20 protein-coding genes and 1 pseudogene are annotated in these 18,013 nt (G+C 38.9%); 8 read left to right on the forward strand and 13 right to left on the reverse strand.

All coding sequences use genetic code 11. The annotated features are described in order from the left end of the window. Window positions 1-32 precede the first annotated feature (32 nt). Complete coding sequence (locus tag ACQKMR_RS01640; protein ID WP_427695703.1) at window positions 33-752, forward strand: MOSC domain-containing protein; 720 nt, start codon at window positions 33-35, stop codon at window positions 750-752. Window positions 753-812: 60 nt separating this feature from the next. Here the strand turns inward: ACQKMR_RS01640 and mnhG are convergent, their stop codons facing one another. From mnhG to ACQKMR_RS01675, 7 genes are read right to left on the reverse strand one after another with little or no spacing between them, the layout of a single operon-like run. Further along, a complete protein-coding gene (mnhG, locus tag ACQKMR_RS01645; protein WP_427695704.1) occupies window positions 813-1,151 on the reverse strand; it encodes a monovalent cation/H(+) antiporter subunit G in 339 nt (112 codons plus the stop codon). Beyond that, window positions 1,135-1,371 (reverse strand): Na(+)/H(+) antiporter subunit F1, encoded by a 237-nt coding sequence (locus ACQKMR_RS01650; RefSeq protein ID WP_427695786.1) that lies wholly within the window; start codon window positions 1,369-1,371, stop codon window positions 1,135-1,137. The genes mnhG and ACQKMR_RS01650 overlap by 17 nt, the downstream gene beginning before the upstream one ends. Window positions 1,372-1,418: 47 nt before the next feature. Beyond that, entirely contained in the window at window positions 1,419-1,895 is a 477-nt protein-coding gene (locus tag ACQKMR_RS01655; protein WP_427695705.1) for a Na+/H+ antiporter subunit E, read from the reverse strand. A gap of 6 nt (window positions 1,896-1,901) precedes the next feature. Continuing rightward, window positions 1,902-3,383, reverse strand: a complete 1,482-nt coding sequence (locus tag ACQKMR_RS01660; RefSeq protein ID WP_427695706.1) for a Na+/H+ antiporter subunit D — start codon at window positions 3,381-3,383, stop codon at window positions 1,902-1,904. After that, a complete protein-coding gene (locus ACQKMR_RS01665) occupies window positions 3,376-3,717 on the reverse strand; it encodes a Na(+)/H(+) antiporter subunit C (RefSeq protein ID WP_056525719.1) in 342 nt (113 codons plus the stop codon). Before ACQKMR_RS01665 ends, ACQKMR_RS01660 begins: the two co-directional genes overlap by 8 nt. Continuing rightward, a complete protein-coding gene (locus ACQKMR_RS01670) occupies window positions 3,717-4,139 on the reverse strand; it encodes a Na(+)/H(+) antiporter subunit B (protein ID WP_427695707.1) in 423 nt (140 codons plus the stop codon). The genes ACQKMR_RS01665 and ACQKMR_RS01670 overlap by 1 nt, the downstream gene beginning before the upstream one ends. Next, window positions 4,136-6,541: a Na+/H+ antiporter subunit A gene (locus ACQKMR_RS01675; RefSeq protein ID WP_427695708.1), complete on the reverse strand. Its 2,406-nt coding sequence runs from the start codon at window positions 6,539-6,541 to the stop codon at window positions 4,136-4,138. Before ACQKMR_RS01675 ends, ACQKMR_RS01670 begins: the two co-directional genes overlap by 4 nt. Window positions 6,542-6,854: 313 nt before the next feature. On the opposite strand from ACQKMR_RS01675, the gene ACQKMR_RS01680 reads away from it, so the two are divergent. Further along, window positions 6,855-7,427, forward strand: a complete 573-nt coding sequence (locus ACQKMR_RS01680; protein WP_427695709.1) for a DUF5366 family protein — start codon at window positions 6,855-6,857, stop codon at window positions 7,425-7,427. Window positions 7,428-7,567: 140 nt separating this feature from the next. On the opposite strand, the pseudogene ACQKMR_RS01685 reads toward ACQKMR_RS01680, so the two are convergent. Beyond that, window positions 7,568-7,817, reverse strand: a pseudogene (locus ACQKMR_RS01685) (transposase); the annotation flags it as partial. A gap of 401 nt (window positions 7,818-8,218) precedes the next feature. Then, window positions 8,219-10,078: a transglycosylase domain-containing protein gene (locus tag ACQKMR_RS01690; RefSeq protein ID WP_427695710.1), complete on the reverse strand. Its 1,860-nt coding sequence runs from the start codon at window positions 10,076-10,078 to the stop codon at window positions 8,219-8,221. A gap of 282 nt (window positions 10,079-10,360) precedes the next feature. Here ACQKMR_RS01690 and kapD point away from each other — a divergent pair, with 282 nt between their 5' ends. Then, on the forward strand, window positions 10,361-10,984 hold the full coding sequence (gene kapD / locus ACQKMR_RS01695; protein ID WP_427695711.1) for a 3'-5' exonuclease KapD: 624 nt from the start codon (window positions 10,361-10,363) through the stop codon (window positions 10,982-10,984). A 40-nt stretch (window positions 10,985-11,024) separates the two neighbouring features. Here kapD and ACQKMR_RS01700 read toward each other — a convergent pair whose 3' ends face one another. Beyond that, complete coding sequence (locus tag ACQKMR_RS01700; protein ID WP_427695712.1) at window positions 11,025-11,411, reverse strand: kinase-associated lipoprotein B; 387 nt, start codon at window positions 11,409-11,411, stop codon at window positions 11,025-11,027. A 235-nt stretch (window positions 11,412-11,646) separates the two neighbouring features. Here ACQKMR_RS01700 and ACQKMR_RS01705 point away from each other — a divergent pair, with 235 nt between their 5' ends. Beyond that, the gene (locus ACQKMR_RS01705) at window positions 11,647-12,180 is read left to right on the forward strand and encodes a peptidylprolyl isomerase (RefSeq protein WP_427695787.1); all 534 of its coding nucleotides are present in this window, start codon (window positions 11,647-11,649) and stop codon (window positions 12,178-12,180) included. Window positions 12,181-12,466: 286 nt separating this feature from the next. Here ACQKMR_RS01705 and ACQKMR_RS01710 read toward each other — a convergent pair whose 3' ends face one another. Both ACQKMR_RS01710 and ACQKMR_RS01715 read right to left on the reverse strand, forming a co-directional pair. After that, window positions 12,467-12,976, reverse strand: a complete 510-nt coding sequence (locus tag ACQKMR_RS01710) for a DUF2798 domain-containing protein (protein ID WP_427695713.1) — start codon at window positions 12,974-12,976, stop codon at window positions 12,467-12,469. Between the two features lie 93 nt (window positions 12,977-13,069). Next, window positions 13,070-13,636 carry a TetR/AcrR family transcriptional regulator gene (locus ACQKMR_RS01715; protein ID WP_427695714.1) on the reverse strand — a complete coding sequence of 189 codons (567 nt, stop codon included), beginning with the start codon at window positions 13,634-13,636 and terminating at the stop codon, window positions 13,070-13,072. A 441-nt stretch (window positions 13,637-14,077) separates the two neighbouring features. Between ACQKMR_RS01715 and ACQKMR_RS01720 the strand changes: the two genes are divergently transcribed. The 4 genes from ACQKMR_RS01720 to ACQKMR_RS01735 all read left to right on the forward strand — a co-directional run bounded on the left by ACQKMR_RS01720 (window position 14,078) and on the right by ACQKMR_RS01735 (window position 16,735). Continuing rightward, window positions 14,078-14,302, forward strand: coding sequence for a hypothetical protein (locus tag ACQKMR_RS01720; protein ID WP_427695715.1), 225 nt, complete (start codon window positions 14,078-14,080; stop codon window positions 14,300-14,302). Between the two features lie 207 nt (window positions 14,303-14,509). After that, complete coding sequence (locus ACQKMR_RS01725; RefSeq protein ID WP_427695716.1) at window positions 14,510-14,986, forward strand: GNAT family N-acetyltransferase; 477 nt, start codon at window positions 14,510-14,512, stop codon at window positions 14,984-14,986. A gap of 43 nt (window positions 14,987-15,029) precedes the next feature. Then, a complete protein-coding gene (locus ACQKMR_RS01730; RefSeq protein WP_427695717.1) occupies window positions 15,030-15,644 on the forward strand; it encodes a PH domain-containing protein in 615 nt (204 codons plus the stop codon). A gap of 317 nt (window positions 15,645-15,961) precedes the next feature. Next, on the forward strand, window positions 15,962-16,735 hold the full coding sequence (locus tag ACQKMR_RS01735; protein ID WP_427695718.1) for a TraR/DksA C4-type zinc finger protein: 774 nt from the start codon (window positions 15,962-15,964) through the stop codon (window positions 16,733-16,735). A gap of 48 nt (window positions 16,736-16,783) precedes the next feature. Here the strand turns inward: ACQKMR_RS01735 and ACQKMR_RS01740 are convergent, their stop codons facing one another. Then, on the reverse strand, window positions 16,784-17,959 hold the full coding sequence (locus tag ACQKMR_RS01740; protein ID WP_427695719.1) for a MalY/PatB family protein: 1,176 nt from the start codon (window positions 17,957-17,959) through the stop codon (window positions 16,784-16,786). Window positions 17,960-18,013 lie beyond the last annotated feature (54 nt).

The following is an 18,013-nucleotide window of genomic DNA, read 5'->3' on the forward strand; positions in this document are numbered from 1 at the left end:
TGCCCTTATTGTTTGGAAAGGAGTTTTCTCTTATGCTGGTTGGACATGTACAAGAGATAACGCGTCACCCGGTAAAATCGTTTACTGGTGAGCAGGTACCAAAAACTAAGGTGATGGGATATGGATTATATGGAGATCGCAGCCATGCCTTTAAAGACATGAATGGAAAGTTTTTAACGATTACACAAGTTCCTGAAATGGTCCGTTATCAAGCCGTGTTTTCTGGAGAGGAATCTCTGGACCATTATCCGGAAATTCAAGTGAAGACTCCTTCAGGAAACGTGTTAACCTGGGGAGAAGCAGCCTTTCAAGAAGAAATGGAACGGCTGTTAAAACAGGAGGCATCATTCGTTGTTTATCCACCTGCACATATTCCATTAGGAGCGATTGAAGAAGAGAACATCTTACTTGTGAGCGACGCCTCGATTGCCGAATTGACAGAGCTTTGGGGAAATAAAGTAGATAGCAGGAGATTTAGGCACAATCTGGTGCTGTCACTAGTGAACAAACAACCCTTTCTAGAAGAGCAGTGGCTAGGAAAAAGGCTACAAATCGGAGATCATGTTCAATTGGAAATTAAAAGGCATTGTGAACGTTGTATGATTATAACAGTCGATCCAACGGATTCCAAAAGAGACCCATCTCTATTAAAAACAGTAGTCAAGGAAAGAAATAATCATTTTGGCTTGTATGCCTCTGTAATTCGAACTGGTGAAATCTGTTTGGGAGATCAAGTATTTTTAAAGGATTAAGACAGACAAAAGAGCTGCCCTCTATCAAAAGGGCAGCTCTTTTGGTATGGATATAATGAATCATCGGCTCTTCTTCAAATCATCCTGGACACTTTGATCCCACATTTTAACGCCGGAATGGTAAGCGGAGCGATTGATTAAATGTCCAGCTACCGGGTTGGTCATGAAGATAAAGAAAATCGCAAGCACGACACGGAAATCGAAATGACTATGCTTATAATAAAAATATAACAATGTGCCAATCAGGATGAACATGATTCCAAGTGTTGAACTTTTGGATGCAGCATGATTTCTTGTATAAACATCAGGCAGTCGTATGACACCGAAGGCTGAAACTAAAAAGAGAAATACCCCTATCAAGATGAAACCGGCCGAAAGGATTTCAACGATTTCTATCATTTTCGATAATCTCTCCTTTCTCAAGGAATTTAGCGAAAGCGACCGTCCCGATAAATGATAGGATTCCAAGCAGCAGAATGGCTTCCAGATAAGCGCTTGTATCCATAACGATGGAGGAGAGCGCTACGATGGCAATTAGGTTTATCCCCATTGCATCAAGTGCAATGACCCGGTCCGGCACGGATGGTCCTTTAATTAAGCGATATAAAAAACCAATCATGGAAAGGGAGGCACCGAGCAACGCGATTTTTAGTAAAAGATCAAACATTATTTGCTCACCTCCATAATCGCTTTTTCAAATGTATTTTTAATGCTGTCTACGGCTTCTTCTTTGTCCGCGATATCCATCGCATGAATATAAAGAATTCGATTATCTTCCGAAACTTCAACGACCAGTGTTCCGGGGGTCAGTGTAATTAAATTTGATAGTATTGTAATTTCCCAATCTTTTGTAAGCACGGTCTCGAATGCAAATATGCCAGGCCTCATATCCAGTTTGGGCTTAAGCACGACCTTAAGGACGCTAACATTTGATAATATGAGCTCCTTGGCAAAAATCAAGGTTAATTGAATGACAGCATTCACCCGATTCAGGTAAAAACGCTCAGTGAAAAAATGACGGAAGACTAACATGATACCGAGCCCTAATACATACCCGATGATAAAGGTGCTCCCGTTAAATTCATTTTTTAAAAACATCCAGATAACCGCCAGGAACACATTCAGTAAAATTTGAAAGGACATCAGGCACTACTCCTTTAAAACCGCATCGATATAAATATCGGGATTCATTAATGTGTCAACAGCTTGTGAAATAAAAGGATAAACTGATTCTGTTCCAACTCCGTATAAAACTGAAAGGACAACAAGTAGAACGGCAGGAACAAGCATCTTATTAACCGTATTTTTAGCTAGGGTATAATCAGCCTTTGGAGTACCCCAGAAGCCATTTATGAAAATCTTCATCGCTGAGTATAAAACCATTAAGCTTGATAATAAGACTGCAGCCACTCCAAAGTAGGCCTCTTTTTCTGCAGCTCCCTGAAGAATCAGCAGCTTGCCAGCAAATCCGCTGAAGGGAGGAATCCCGGCCAATGATATGGCAGCAATAAAAAAGGTCCAGGCAAGGGCTGGGTATTGTTTAATCAGTCCGCCCATATCCCGTAAATTATCTGATCCGCTGATTTTAATCATGATGCCAACCAACAGAAAGAGTGCTGCCTTAATCAGCATGTCATGAATGATGTAAAGAATGGAGCCAGATAAGGCGTGTTCATTCATCAAGGAGATTCCGAAAATGATAACCCCAACTGCAATGATGATATTGTAAATGATAATTTTTTTTACATCCCAATAGGCTATCGCTCCAATGACACCGATGATGATGGTTAAGATACCAAGTACCGCCAAAAAAGTATGAGTGAAATTTTGGTCATGATAAAACATCAGTGTATAGGTCCTGAAAATAGCGTAAATCCCGACTTTTGTCAGCAACGCTCCAAATAGAGCCATCACTGGGATAGGTGGGGCATAATAGGACCCAGGAAGCCATTGAAATAACGGAAAAATAGCTCCCTTCAAACCGAATACGATTAAGAAACCAATGGCAATCACCGAGATGATCCCAGGCTGGTTAACCTCTGATATCCGCTGGCTGAGGTGTGCCATGTTCAAGGTGCCGAGAACTGAATACAGGTATGCGACCATGATGACGAAAAAGGCAGATGATAGTACATTGACGATAATATACTTCAATGATTCTCTCAGCTGGATTTTCGTTCCTCCAAGAACGAGAAGGACGTAAGAAGCCATCAGCATGACTTCAAAGAAGACGAATAAATTAAAGAGATCTCCCGTGAGGAATGCTCCGTTAACACCAATCAGTAAAAATTGAAATACAGGATAATAATAATGTGTTTCACGTTCTTTACCAATAGAGTAAAACGAGTAAATCAATATAGCTAATCCAATGATATTCGTCGTTAGAACTAGCAGCGAGGAAAGCATGTCAGCGACAATCACAATCCCAAATGGAGCATCCCAGCTACCGACCCCGAGTGTCAAAATCCCTTGATTACTAACGGAAAGCACTAAATAAAGGGATATTACGATTCCAATAATGGAGGAAAATAGAGAAATCCCTCGTTGGAGCTTGATTTTTTTTGCAAAGAAGATGAGGATAATGCCTGTAAAAAGCGGCCATAAAACAGGCATAAAAGTTAGATTATTCATTTGCTTCCGTACCTCTCATTTCTTCCATATCATCAGTTCCAAGCTCCTGATAGGTTCGGTAAGCAAGCACCAGTAAAAATGAGGTGACACCGAAACTGATGACAATCGCAGTTAAGATAAGTGCTTGCGGAAGCGGGTCAACATAGGATGCCACTTTATCGCTAAGCAATGGAACCGAGCCGCCTTTTAAACCGCCCATCGTCAAAATTAAAAGATGGGCACCGTGACTGAGCAAACCAGTTCCTATTATGATTCGTAAAATGCTTTTTGAAAGCATTAAATAGGTCGCACTCATAAATAAAATTCCAATGACAATGGCCATTAAAAGTTCCATTATTCACTCTCCCCAATCGTTTGAATAATGGTCATCGTTACACCAACAACCACAAGATAAACACCTAAATCAAAAAGTACTGCCGTATGAAGCGAGATGTGCCCAAGAATAGGTAGGTCGATATATCGGTACACATGGGTCATGAGCGGAATCCCGAACACTAACCCACCAGCAACAGTCAGGCTTGAGATGAACAAGCCTGAACCAATCATTAATTTATAGTCAATCGGCAAGATCTTGGTGACGGTTTTAATGTCATAAGCGAGCAGAAGCAGGACAATTGCTGCTGAAGTCATCAAACCTCCGACAAACCCGCCCCCTGGCGAATAATGGCCGCCTAAAAAGATTGCTACCGCAAAAAGCAAAATAACAAAGGCGGCTACCTTCGTCACCGTTTGAAGAATCAGGTCATTTTGTTTCATGATTTATCTTTCCTCCCTGTCAGCCGCAACTTAATCATCGCGAAGATTCCGAGCGCAGCAATAGAAAGAACACTGATTTCGAACATCGTATCAAGTCCGCGGAAGTCAACTAGAATGACATTTACGACGTTTTTCCCGCCTGCTTCCTTGTAAGCATTTTCAAGATAATAACTTGATATAGAGTCAAATAGTTTATTGCTGTGAGCTGATAAGGCAATCAATGTGACAATGGCACCTACACCAATAGAAATCAATGCGTTATTCAATCTGAAGGTCATTCGCTCTTCCTTTCGGCTTGCTAGTAAGGGTAAGTGGAAGAAACAGAGCAAAAATAGAGCGACTGAAATCGTTTCGATGACTAGTTGCGTTAATGCTAAATCCGGTGCCCGGAACAAGACGAAAAATAGTGAAATCGTATAACCGACAGCTCCTAAGATGATAATGGATGTTAAACGGGATTTTGCAAACAGAATGGCAATTGAGCCAATCACGATAATCGCCGCTAAAACCATTTCATATAAACCAATCGGGGCAAAATTCCCTGTATCTAATTTAAATGCATCCTTCCAATAGAGGGAAAAGCCTAATGATAGAATAAAGAAAAGGAAAATCGATAGTAAATAGGTCCGAATAGAGCCTGTCATTAGAAATTTCATGACAGAGGAAGCTGAGCGTTCGAGCACTTTTAGCCCATTATCATACAGATTGTTCAAGGAAAAACGTTCAGGCAACCACTGATAAATCCTTTTCCATTTCGGAAACGTTTTGTATAAAATAATCCCTATTACAATGATGCCAATCGTCATCCATAATTCTGGTGTGAATCCATGCCAGAAAGCGATATGAACTTGGAAATCCGAATCTACTAAGTTTGGCTGTATACCGGCAACCGCAGGTTTAATGATTGACGAAGACAGCAGATTTGGAAAAATTCCAAAAACAATGACCAAGGTAGCAAGGATAATCGGAGAAATTAACATGCCGATTGGTGCCTCGTGCGGCTTCTTTTCCAATAGATGGAGCTGGATCTTTCCAGTGAATGGTTTAAGTACGACGATCATGCTATAAATAAATGTAAATACGCTGGCAACCCATGCTAGAACAGGGAACAATACCCCCCATGTCTCCATATTAAAAATATCTAGTTCTAATACATTTACCATACTGGCCAAGAACATTTCTTTACTTAAAAAACCATTAAAGGGTGGAAGGCCGGCCATTGAAAAGGCACCGATAACGGCCACGGTAAAAGTGATTGGCATCAGCTGCATCAAGCCGCCAAGCTTCCGGATATCCCGTGTACCGGTTTCGTGATCAATAATACCAGCAACCATGAATAGACTGCCCTTAAAGGTCGCATGATTGATTAAGTGGAAAACAGCTGCCACCGTGGCTGCCAAGTATATATTTTCACCCAATGTATCATAGTGGAGTGCTGCTGCTCCAAGTCCTAATAGAGACATGATCAATCCGAGCTGACTGATGGTGGAGAAAGCCAGAATACCCTTTAAATCGGTTTGCTTAACTGCAGAGAACGAACCCCAGAACAGAGTAATCAAGCCTGCAATCGAAACAAACCAGAACCAAACGCCAGATTCCGCGAAAACTGGGCTTAATCGCGCAACCAAATAAATTCCCGCTTTGACCATTGTGGCCGAATGAAGATAAGCACTGACCGGTGTCGGAGCTTCCATCGCATCAGGAAGCCAGATATGAAATGGAAACTGGGCGGATTTAGTGAACGCACCAAGTAACACGAGCAAAAGAGCGGGAGTGAAGAGTGGGTGATCCATCAGCTCTCCGCTTTGTGAAATCAATTCACGTATGCTGAATGTGTTCCCCATAATGGAAAGGAGGATGATTCCTCCAAGCAGGCTTAAACCGCCGAGCACAGTGATAAGCAGGGATTTTTGTGCTCCATAACGTGAGCGCTCCCTTTCGTTCCAATATCCAATCAGTAAAAAGGAGGATAAACTCGTAAATTCCCAAAAGGAATAAAGGACGATTAAGTTATCAGAAAGTACAACACCAAGCATCGCGCCCATGAAAAGCAAGAGGAAGACGTAAAACTGATTCAGCTTTTCTTTTACTTTTGATAAGTAAAAAATCGAATACAAAATTACGAGTGAACCAATTCCTGTAATGAGCAGTACAAATAGTAGTCCTAGTCCATCTACATAGAAATCAATATGAATTCCGAGAGAAGGAATCCATGAAACTCTTTCCGTAATTATTTCCCCTTGTTTGGTCAATGAAATGAACCGTGAAAAATAGGTGAAAAGTAGAATAGGTAAAATTAATACAAACCATCCTGTATGTATTTGTCGAAATAGCTTGTATAAGAACGGTACTATAATTGCTAATAGAAACGGTGATAGTACCGCCCAATGAAGCATAGACATAAACTCCCCCCTTTTTAAACGAAGTTATTCGTCTTATTATGCATTTTTTCACGCAATCCTAGACGGTTAGGATATCTTCGTTGGATTTTTTTTATTAATAAATGTTTGTCTTGCTTAAAAGTATAACGCAATTTTTGAGGGTTTGCATGGCTTTAGGAGCAGGGCGGCTTACTAAAAAAAAGATCTATATATAGGTAGAAAAGGAGAGAAAAACTACCTGAAAAAATTATTTATAAGAGATTTTAAAGGTATAATAAATGTCATCCATTGTCGAATTGAATAATATCTTGCATAATAATAGGATAAAAGATACATGGATGGAGAAAAAATGAAAAACACTTATTTACTTAGTTATTTCCCAATCATTGCAATACTGTTATTCAGCCTTTCCTTTGCGGTTTATGGGGAAATGCAAATACTTATGTTGTTTGGGAATTTGGGAATCTACCAAGGGATGCTTGAGTTTTTCTCTGAAACTGGCATTAAACTTGCGCTGTTAATTGTATTGTTACTATTATTCTTTATGGTTTTTGCTGCGTTGAAGTTAATCTCTGATACAGTATTGGAGCTTTCATTATTATTCTTTTCCAAGGATTCGGAAGGGAAAGCTTTAACCAGTATCAGAAAGGGTTCAGTTATCTACGTCATAGGCGGTGCCTGCTCACTGTTCAGTATTCAATTTATCTTGGGTCTTGGATCTATATTTATCGCTACGAACTTTGTGGCCTTAATTTATTTTGTTTATAAGTTGAGTCCTAGCTTGAATATATCTAGGCTTGTCGGATTGGTTTTCTTTCCTATCTTTGTTTGGACTGCCTTAATATCAATAGTTGCTTATTCGGGATTAAAACTTTATAACAGTGTTATTGCAAGTTTGCCAATATAGTAAGAAAAAGAAGGTGTCCAATGAGGGCACCTTCAGATTGTAGACAAAAAGGTTTCGGAATGGGCTCATTCCGAAACCTTTTTGATTTTTTATTGGATTTGAAGCAGTTATAGAATAGTTGACCTCGCCGAGGTCATTATTTAGGACATTTCTGGCCCTCGCCATGTCCAGTTGGCCATCTTCTTTAAATTCATGGCAGCGAAAGTGAGCATCGCCTGCATCGACAATTTTTTAAGTCCTCTTAACGCTTGTCCAACGCATGCCATGCTTTTCTTTTGCATCTGCGAATACTCGCTCAATTGTTTCTTTGCGTTTCGCATAAATTGGTTTTATATCTTCGTGATGGCGAAGATGAACTGCTTCTTCCACGTATTCTTGCCAAATGGTTCGCTGGCACCAGTTGATCTAAAGTAATCATTTCAAGTTGTTCTCTCGCTGAATAGAATCATGTTTAGAAAGCATCCTTATCACCTCAAGTTTTTATACTTCTATTTTAAAACAAAAAAAACTGTTGGCAAAAGGGGTTCTATCTAAATGTTAAAACAAAGTTGATTGGAACGAAAGGTGCGAGACTCCTGCGGGAAAAGCGCGTCCAAGGGAGACCCCACAGGCGCAAAGGCCGCCGAGGAGGCTCCCGGACCGCCCGCGGAAAGCGAGTGCCCTACGTTCCAATCAACGTTCAAATTTTACAAATCCTCAAAAAAACTGTAGACAAACTCAATTATTATCGAGTTTGTCTACAGTCTGAAGGTGTCCAATGAGGGCACCTTCTTTTATTGAAATATGTTTATTTATTCTGCAGTTTGGTTGATATCTTTCCAAATCAACACATGCGGAGAACGTGAATAAATTGATTGAAGATTGGCTGGTGTGTCTTTTCCAATCCAAATTCCTGTTGTGTAGTTTGCTGTCAGTCCGACAAACCAAATGTCTTTCACATCATTGGTCGTACCGGTTTTTCCACCGATATAATCCGTAGGAAAGTAGGCTTTACGCGCTGTCCCGTTTACGGTTACTTCATGGAGGAGTTGCCGCATCTTGCTCACTGTGTCCCTGTTCCATATCTTCTTTGGATTGTCCTTCCAGCTATAAAGAACATTTCCTTTTTGATCAGTGACTTCAATAATTGCCCGCGCTGGCTGATATTTTCCATCATTGAATGATGTATAAGCATTTGTCAGTTCGAGGGGACTCATTCCAAATTCAAAGCCGCCAATAGCCGAGCTGATATGATGATCTTTGATAGACACCTTTTTAAAGTTGAATGAATCGAGATACTTGAAGCTCTTTTCAATGCCCGTTTTTTCAAAAATCCTTATAGCAGGAGTGTTATAGGACTGTGCAAAGGCACTTTTTAAAGTGACCATTCCGTAGCTGCCACCGCTGTAATTTTTTGGACAATAGCTATTGCTGCAATAGCTGGCTCCGCTTATAAGTTGAGTAATTTCCGCATTTGTTTCTTCTATATAGGGTGCATAAACAAGAAGTGGTTTAATAGCTGAACCTGGTTGCCTATAGCTTTGGTAAGCACGATTGAAAGAATTTTTTTTATAATCTTTTCCCCCAATCAAAGAGACAAGCTGGTGCGTATGATGCTGTATAACCACTGCAGCTCCCTCGATATCATTGACGCCGATTTTGGATTGCAAAGCAGTCTTAGACTGGGTTTGTAGCTTCGTATCGAGTGCAGTATGGATGGTTACACCGGAATTCAAAAGCTTTACGACCCTTTTATTCAACTCAGCCTCTGCTTGCCGACGAGTGGCTTCATCCGGGCTTTTCAACGTTTTTGTAAGACCTTCAACGGACGCGACTAGATTTTTCAACTCCTGATGAACATATGTCACATAGTCGGGATATAAGTCGATCGTGGTGGACAAGTCTAATTTAATCGTTTCTTTGATAAGCCTTTCATACTCGTTCTGTTTTAATTTACCTTCTGCGACCATTTGCTTTAGAATCCGTTCCTGCCGCTTTTTCGTTTTATCAAAATGTTTAAGAGGATTATAGAGTTCGGGATTATTAGGAATCGCTGCAAGGAATGACAATTCCGCTTTTGATAACTCCGCAGTATGTTTACTGAAATAAAACTGGGAAGCAGCTTCAATTCCATAAGCTCCATTATGGAAATAAATAGTGTTCATATATAGTTCAATGATTTCTGACTTTGATTTTTTCCGTTCTAACTGATAGGCATAAAAGAGTTCACTAAGCTTTCGATTATACGTTCTGTCATGGGTAAGATAAACATTTCGAGCTAGTTGCTGGGTGATGGTACTGCCGCCTTGTTCTAAATTATTGTTTTGTGAATTGACTAGAAGCGCCCTGCTAATACCGGATATGTCAACACCTGAATGTTCGTAAAAATTTTGATCTTCTGTAACAATGAACAAGTCTTCTAGGAATAAAGGTATATCTTCAAGTTTCAGGTAAGTCCGTTTTTCACCATTGGAAATTTCAGTTATTACTTTTCCATTTGCAGCCGTCATATAACTTGTCTGAGCCAGTTCGATTGTTTCAATAGGTATTCTCTCGTCGAGAACCTGATAGGGAGATTGGGTTATAGTCCACTCTTTATAGGAAAGAAAAATGAATATAGATAAAACAGGAAACAGGAAGAAAATCGTGATATAACCAAGATACGTGCGCATAGTTCAACTTCCTAACTAATATATTTTAGTATGTTTCAGGAAAAGTATAGGTAATAAGGGATGGTACTTTCGATTTATGAATCCATCATAATCCAATTAAGGAAGACAATAAAGAGTTTTAAAAGAAATTAGAAATAAGCAGACGCAGTGGCACTGAATATCTAGGGTAGTAAAATCCAATAAAAACTTTCTAAATCTTCTGTTATAATATTCTCATGAGAATATTGAAAACCAAATTTTGGTTGATAGGAAGATGTCAGGAATAAGAAGGGGGTCATAAAAATGGAGGAACAACAGCAATATATATTCATTGATTTTGAATTTACGATGCCTGAAGGAAAAGCGAATCCAGTAGGGTTTTATCCGGAAATTATTGAGGTAGGTTTAGTCTCAGTTATAAATGAGACAATCCAAGAACAGTTCTCGTCCTTTGTTAACCCGTTGAAATTTCCAGTCTTAACGGGAAGATGCAAGAAATTCTTGAATATCACCCAAAATCAGGTGGACCGGGGGATTTCATTTGAAGAGTTGGTTTCTTTATTGAAGAAAATAGATGAGCAACATCCATCGACAATTGTGACTTGGGGAAATATGGACATGAAGGTACTTCGGCAGAACTGTCAGAAATCAGGGTTGAATTTCCCTTTTTCTGGTAAACAAGTGGATCTTTGCTTGGAATACAAACGCTTTTTCGGAGATCAAAATCAAACAGGATTATGGAAGGCTGTACAGGCCTATGGAAAAGAAGGGACAGGCAAGCACCACAGGGCCCTTGATGATGCAATTACGACATATAATATCTTTAAGTTAGTCGAGAAAGATAAGAGTTATATGCAAAATCATGAACCAACGACAATTGGCGATCGCATTGATTTATCGAAGGTATTGAATCATTTAGCGTTATAAAAGCCAAATCAATTACTACTGATTTGGCTTTAATCATACTTTATTTAAAATAATCCGCTGCTAACTCTTCAAGCAACTGTAAGCTTTTATTATTCCACTCTGTGTGGACTTCACTTAAAGTTCGTGCCATTTTCTCAACAGCTTCTCTTAATGATTCCTTATACTCGGGAATTTCCTCATCAAAAGCCCTGACCATATTCTTCGGTACATTGGTTTGCTCCCGGAATGCAAGAGCACGGCGTTGATGAAACATTGAAACTTCTGTTTGCTTCGGATTATGGAGATCCCCCTGCATAGGATGCTTCACAACTGCCAACACTTTCACAAGATATGCAGCAGGCCGGATAGCGGTGACTTCGCCGATGTATTTCCCTGTTTTATAAATAGCAGTAACCTTGTCGCCAATGTTAAATTCCTGTTCGGACATTTTTTATCCACCTTTCTTTTAGCTTCCTTCATGATACATAAGTACAACGATTTTTCACAGCGAATTTGTTTAATTTCGCAAAGGTGCTTTTTTTATAAAAATCGTGTAAAGTGTACAAATGAAGGTTGAAAATGGAGATGTAAGCCATTTTATTTAAAAAAGAAAGAGGTTATGAACAGTGACAAACTTTCCACAATTAACAAACGAAGTATTGGAAAATGAAAAAGCGGTCATTATGCACACAACACAAGGTGATATTAAAATTAAACTGTTTCCAGAACTAGCTCCAAAAACAGTAGAAAACTTCTTAACACATGCTGAAAACGGTTACTATGAAGGGATTATATTCCATCGCGTCATCAAAGATTTCATGCTACAAGGTGGAGATCCTACAGGAACTGGAATGGGTGGTGAAAGTATTTGGGGCGCTCCATTTGAAGACGAGTTCTCTATGCAATTATTCAATCTACGGGGAGCTCTTTCTATGGCGAATGCAGGACCGGGAACAAACGGCAGCCAATTCTTCGTTGTTCAAGCACAACACGTAGACAGCAGAATGGGTGAACAAATGAAGCAAGCCGGTTATCCGGAAGAAATCATTAACGCTTATATGGAACAAGGCGGCACACCATGGCTTGACCATAAACACTCTGTCTTTGGACAAGTTATCGAAGGCATGGATGTTGTTGATACGATTGCTAACGTAGAGACAGTTGCCGGAGACAAACCAGCTGTTGACGTAGTCATTAAGGGTATTACCATTTTATAATCGTAAAAATAAAGCGAGGGGCTTGATGCCTCTCGTTTTTACTAGCGTTCCAATCTTGGCATTGGCCACACCTGCATATTTTGCGTAACCGGACCAGGCATTTGAACGCAACTAGTTATCCTTTGGTGAAGTCTTTTTTATGTTCTGCCAGGAACATTTCAATGGTGTAGATTTGTCTTTTTTTCATAGCACACGATGCATTTAAATTGTCTCTTCCTGAATACAAGTCCATCCCTATAATAGCTCATTAAGTTGTTGAAAAATGAATTTCTTTAGTTAAACAATATTATTTTATCATCATCGATGCATAATTTTTTTTATCTTGATAAGCATGTAATTTTACCATTGCAAATCTTGCAATTGGTTGAATCACTAAACTCTCAGCTATAAGTACGATTAAGAAATTTCTTGGCCAATTCATTAAAAATCTACTAAATATTTCTGAGCTAATACCGTTTCCTACGATATCCCCAATAAGTGTCATGCACGCTGACATTTCCAATACAGTGAATAAGATCCTGAATAAAATCTTTGCATTAAAGCTATCTTCTGGTTCTGTAAATTTCCTAACTAATTTTTCTGCAATAGGACCTACAATTACCGGTTCCATAATCATCGCAATAATCCACATAATCGGTAACGTTTTAAGTATCAGTAATACAATATCCCCATCTAATTTTTCTGAAATTAGAATGATACTTAGTGTCGTCATCAACAAAACAGTCAGCGTACAAATGATACCGCCGTACAACGCTCCTTCTTTACCGTTTCTAGGTAATCTGGTTTCTAGTTTCATGTTTTTCCTCCTTTCAAAAAAAGTATTTCAGATAGTATCGCTACACGATTTGACGCTTTAAAAGCATTTACATCATAAATGCTAAGGCAATATTTAATACGAATTTAATAAATTTGGTAATACCTGTGAAATCATTTTTAGTGGATCACTTGTATTTTTTGTTAAACAAAGCATAATACCACCTTCAATAGAAGCTGTCATCATTAGAGAAATTGAATCAGTTATTTCTTTCGAAAAACCATCAGCTACTAACTTGTTCGAATAAATCTCTTGAATATTTGTGAAAGATTGATCACAGGCATTTCTGACTGGTTCACTTAGTGATCCCATTTCGCTAACGATGCTGCTAAATGTATAACCAGTAATCATCCCATCTCGATCATATTTAACTACCAATTCCTCAATCATCGCTTGTGTAGCTGCTTGAGTAGATGGATAATTTTGAAAAATTTCTTTCATATGCGTTGTAATTGCTTCATTCAATGAATGAAGACAAGCGATGAGTAATTCTTCTTTTCCGTTTGGAAAGTGGTGATAAAGCGAACCTTTTGAAATGTTACATGCTTTTAAAATTTCGGTTAATCCTACACCTAAATATCCTTTTTGCTGGAAAAGACTTGTCGCGATGTCGATTATCCGCGATTTTGTATCTGTTCCCATAGTAAACAACCTCCATACCAACCAGTCTGTTTAAACTATATCAAAATAAAATTTTATAAGTCAAGACTTTTTTAACTCTCTTACAGTATTGGTTTTCATGATTTAGACATAATCATAGGTGTATCCCTCTAATAAAACATTTTCCTTCTACCCTTCCTCAATCCATTTCAAAATATCCTTCTATTTCACCTTACTTTTGTATTGTTTAAGAGCGTTAAATTTTGGACAAGTTATTGATTGGATCGATGTTGTCGACATGATTTTCTAACGTTGAGACAGTGGCTGGAGATAAACCAGCTTTAGACGTAGTCAAATCGTCAAAGGGAAGCGAGGGGCCGATTGCCTGTCGCTATTTTAGTGGCTTGGACCCACTAGTGGATTGTTCTGGTAATTGTTATAATGAGTAAAAGAAGTTATTTTCTATCAGGAAGGATGTATCGGATGGACTTTCTTAATCATACTTTATTAGGTTTGTTTCTTTACTTTCCAGAAGACAAGACTGAATATATCTCGGCAGGTATAACATGTTTCATCTTTTTAATTGCAGCTGTTTTTACGATGCGGGCCATTATTAAATATTCAAAAAAAGAGGAAATGAAAACAAAGCAATTTGAAGAGGAAGTCACTAAAAGAAACCAACATATAAAAAATGATACACTTTCTTAATCCAAAAAACTGTGAGCTCTTTTACAAGGGTCACAGTTTTTTACTATATTCGATTGGAAAATTAAATATGGATTATCGTGGTAGGGAAAGGAAACGGTTTTAATAGAAGGTTGTAAAGGCACTGTATATAGAATAAACTGTTCATATCAAATAAGCATTTAATACCATAAGCATAGAGAGAGAGAAATTTTGGGGGCGTAAATTGTTATGCAAATCGTAGCAAAAAGAATGATTGCGACAGATACGGTTAAGAGTTTTTTCGTGCAGCATTGGGAGACGACTCAAGTTGTTTTTTCAAGAGGCTTGTTTCATTATGCGGAACTTGAGGGTTTTGGAGTGATGGATGAGAATGATAAAATCACGGGATTAGGGACATACAATATAGCCAATCAAGTATGTCAGATCATTTCTTTGAATAGTGAGCATGAGAAGCAAGGTGTTGGCTCATCGTTGCTTTATGTGATAGAAAATATTGCAAAAGAAAAAAAATGCCATACTATTAAAGCGATTACAACCAATGATAATTTACAGGCATTGAAGTTTTTCCAAAAGCGTGGCTATGCCATTTCAGAAATCGTGAAAAATGCAGTCGAAGAATCAAGGAAAATCAAGCCTGAAATCCCATTTTACAGCTTTGATGGAATTCCGGTACGAGATGAGATTATTCTAGAGAAATATTTATAATATGGTAGAATTTAACTGAGTATTAATAGAGGAGGAATGGAATTTGTTTAAGAAAATTGCGGCTGATGCCCTTGGTCTCAGCGATATAGGAAGTGTAATTAAACCTGTCGACTATGACAAGGTGGATGCAGATGATTACATCATGCATGAAGATGAGGAAAAAATTTATTTCCTGATTAAATCGAAAACTGATGAGTACTGTTTCACGAATCAGGCTTTTATCCATTTGGATGGTACAAGTGCCATTAGTAAAAAGCGTACACTTACGAGGTATAGCTATAGCCAGCATAATATTTCCAACGTGACCCTTGAAACGGCAGGCACCGTGGATTTGGATGCAGAAATTAAATTTTCGATTGGGGCAAAAACTTTCTCCATTGATGTTCATAAAAAATTCATCGAAGAATTAAAGGACTTGTTCAAATCACTTGTTAAAATATCGGAAATTTGTCATGAAAATGAGTATGCCCTTCAATATGCTCAACAAAGTGTAAACCTTGCTTCTTCCACTTTGAACCAAGTGCGGACTGAAGGAAGTCAAATGGCCGCGAGTTTTAAGGATATTAATTCCGCTGCTTTTGAATGGCTGATGGAAAGCCGGAAAAAATATCATATTAAAGATTTCGGTTATGTTTTTGAAAAATATATCAATAATTAAAAATAAGGCGAACACAGAATGATGTGTTCGCCTTATTTTATTTAAATCGTACAAGCGGGCGCTCACTCCTTTAAGAATACTTCATGAACAAATACTCTATTGTTTAGGCTTACACGAAATTTACGCTTTGAAATGAATATTGCAGCATCGTCCTCATCTCTCTGAATTGTCCTGAACAATCATGTTGATTAATCGAAAAAGCCCATCTTTTGGAACTTCATTTATTAGTCTTTGTTCTCTCTTCCGATTTATTCTTGAGGTAAAAAGTACCTTTATGGAATGAAGTAAAGATAGAAATACTAGAGGGAAGAACGATTATGAAAGGATTGTTGCACATGCTATCTAAACAGCAGCTAAAAAGCTTTCAACAGCAATTGCAGCACACAAAGCAGGAGTTGGAAAAGCAATTAAATGACTCGGGTGACTTTGGTTTAAGAAGAAGTCAAGATGATTCGACTGGTGAGTTATCGAGCTATGATAATCATCCTGGTGATCAAGGAACAGAATTATATGAGCGTGAAAAAGATTTGGCGCTGGGTGAGCATGTCCGAGATGAAATTAGGGATATTAATCGAGCACTTCAAGCAATTGATGCAGGAAAGTATGGGAAATGTGAAGTTTGTTCAAAAGAAATTCCTCTTGAGCGTTTGAGCATTATCCCGACGACTACCTTTTGTGTCGAACATTCGCCATCTCAAGAAACTTCTGACAATCGGCCGGTAGAAGAGGAAGTGTTGGGACCTCCATTTGGAAGGTTTGATTATGATGGGCGGGACGAATCGGTTGGGTTCGATGCGGAAGATTCATGGCAGGAAGTTGCTAGCTATGGAACATCTGAAACGCCTTCTGATTTTGCTTATCCTCCTAACGATTATGAAGATATGTATGTCGAGTCTGAAGAAAATATTGGGTATGTTGAAGATTATGAAAATTTTGTAGGCGTGGATATATACGGTAAGGAGATAACGGTCTATCCTAACTCCCAGTATGAAGAATTGAAGGAAACACTTATTGAAGAAAATATACAAACATCGATTGGGGATCTGCCTCGTTATGAGCATGATCCATATGTAGAAGAAGAGAAGGACTAATAGAAAAAAGCAAAGAACCAGGCTTCAAACCTGGTTCTTTGTTATTTCTTATGAAAAAGCCAATTTTAATCGATTAAGCCCATCCAACAGCACACTGCGTGAACAACCAATATTCATCCGGACGAAACCTTCTCCACCAGGGCCATATTTTGAACCAGGCTCTAATGCGAGCTTCCCTTGATGGATCAGTCGTTCCTTAATTTCCTTGTCGTTCAATCCTAGATCACGGCAGTCAATCCATAAAAGGTAAGAGGCATCCGGATGCATGACATGCAGTGCAGGAATTTCAGCAGCAATGAATTCCTCTGCCACTTTTATATTCTCCTCGATGTAACCAATCATGTCTTTCAGCCAGTGTAAGCCCTCTCGATACGCGGCTTCCATAGCTGTTAAAGCTAGGATGTTCAGTCCATGAAATGCCAGTTTCGTTTGAGCCTTTTGCAATTGCTTCTGAAGTTTTTCATTACTGGTGATCAGGAATGAAGCCTGAAGGCCTGCTATATTGAATGTTTTACTTGGTGCCATTAACGTAACTGTTGTGTCCGATAATTTTTCTGAAAGTGAGGCGATTGGATAATGTCTGGATGTTGAATGGAATAAGTCAGCGTGAATCTCATCACTGACTATGATTACATCATATTTTACACAGAGCTCGCCAATCCGCAGGAGTTCGTCTTTTGTCCAGACGCGTCCGCCTGGGTTATGTGGACTGCAAAACAGGAATAGTTTCACTCCACTTTTCAGCTTGTCTTCAAAATCCGTAAAATCAATCTTAAAGCGGTCGTCTTCTATGACAAGCGGACTATTGACCACTTCCCGGTCATTATTTTTGACCATATCAAAAAATGGTGTATAGACGGGTGATTGTACCAATATTTTATCACCCGGGTTCGTGAATGCTTGGATCGTTGTACCAATGGCTGAAACGACGCCAGAGCTAAATGAGATCCATTCTTTTGTGATGGGCCAGGAGTGCAGGTCTCTAAGCCAGCTTTGAATTTCGGTGAAAACCGTTTCGGAAGGGATGGTATAACCGAAAACCGGATGATTCAGGCGTTCAATCAACGCTTTTTGAATGCCCTCAGGAGAAGGGAAGTCCATATCCGCGACCCACATTGGAAGTACATCTTCTCTTCCATACAATGATTTAAGCGAGTTTTTATCCCATTTTACTGATCCTGTATTTTCCCTGTTAATGTGTTCTTCAAAAATTGACTCTTTCAAAATATCCACCACCGAATTAAAAATTTGTCGTCTTCGCGAAAAGCGTGTTGTTAT

It is taken from the genome of Peribacillus sp. NPDC096540 (genome assembly GCF_050278525.1).
Taxonomy (GTDB): Bacteria; Bacillota; Bacilli; order Bacillales; family DSM-1321; genus Peribacillus.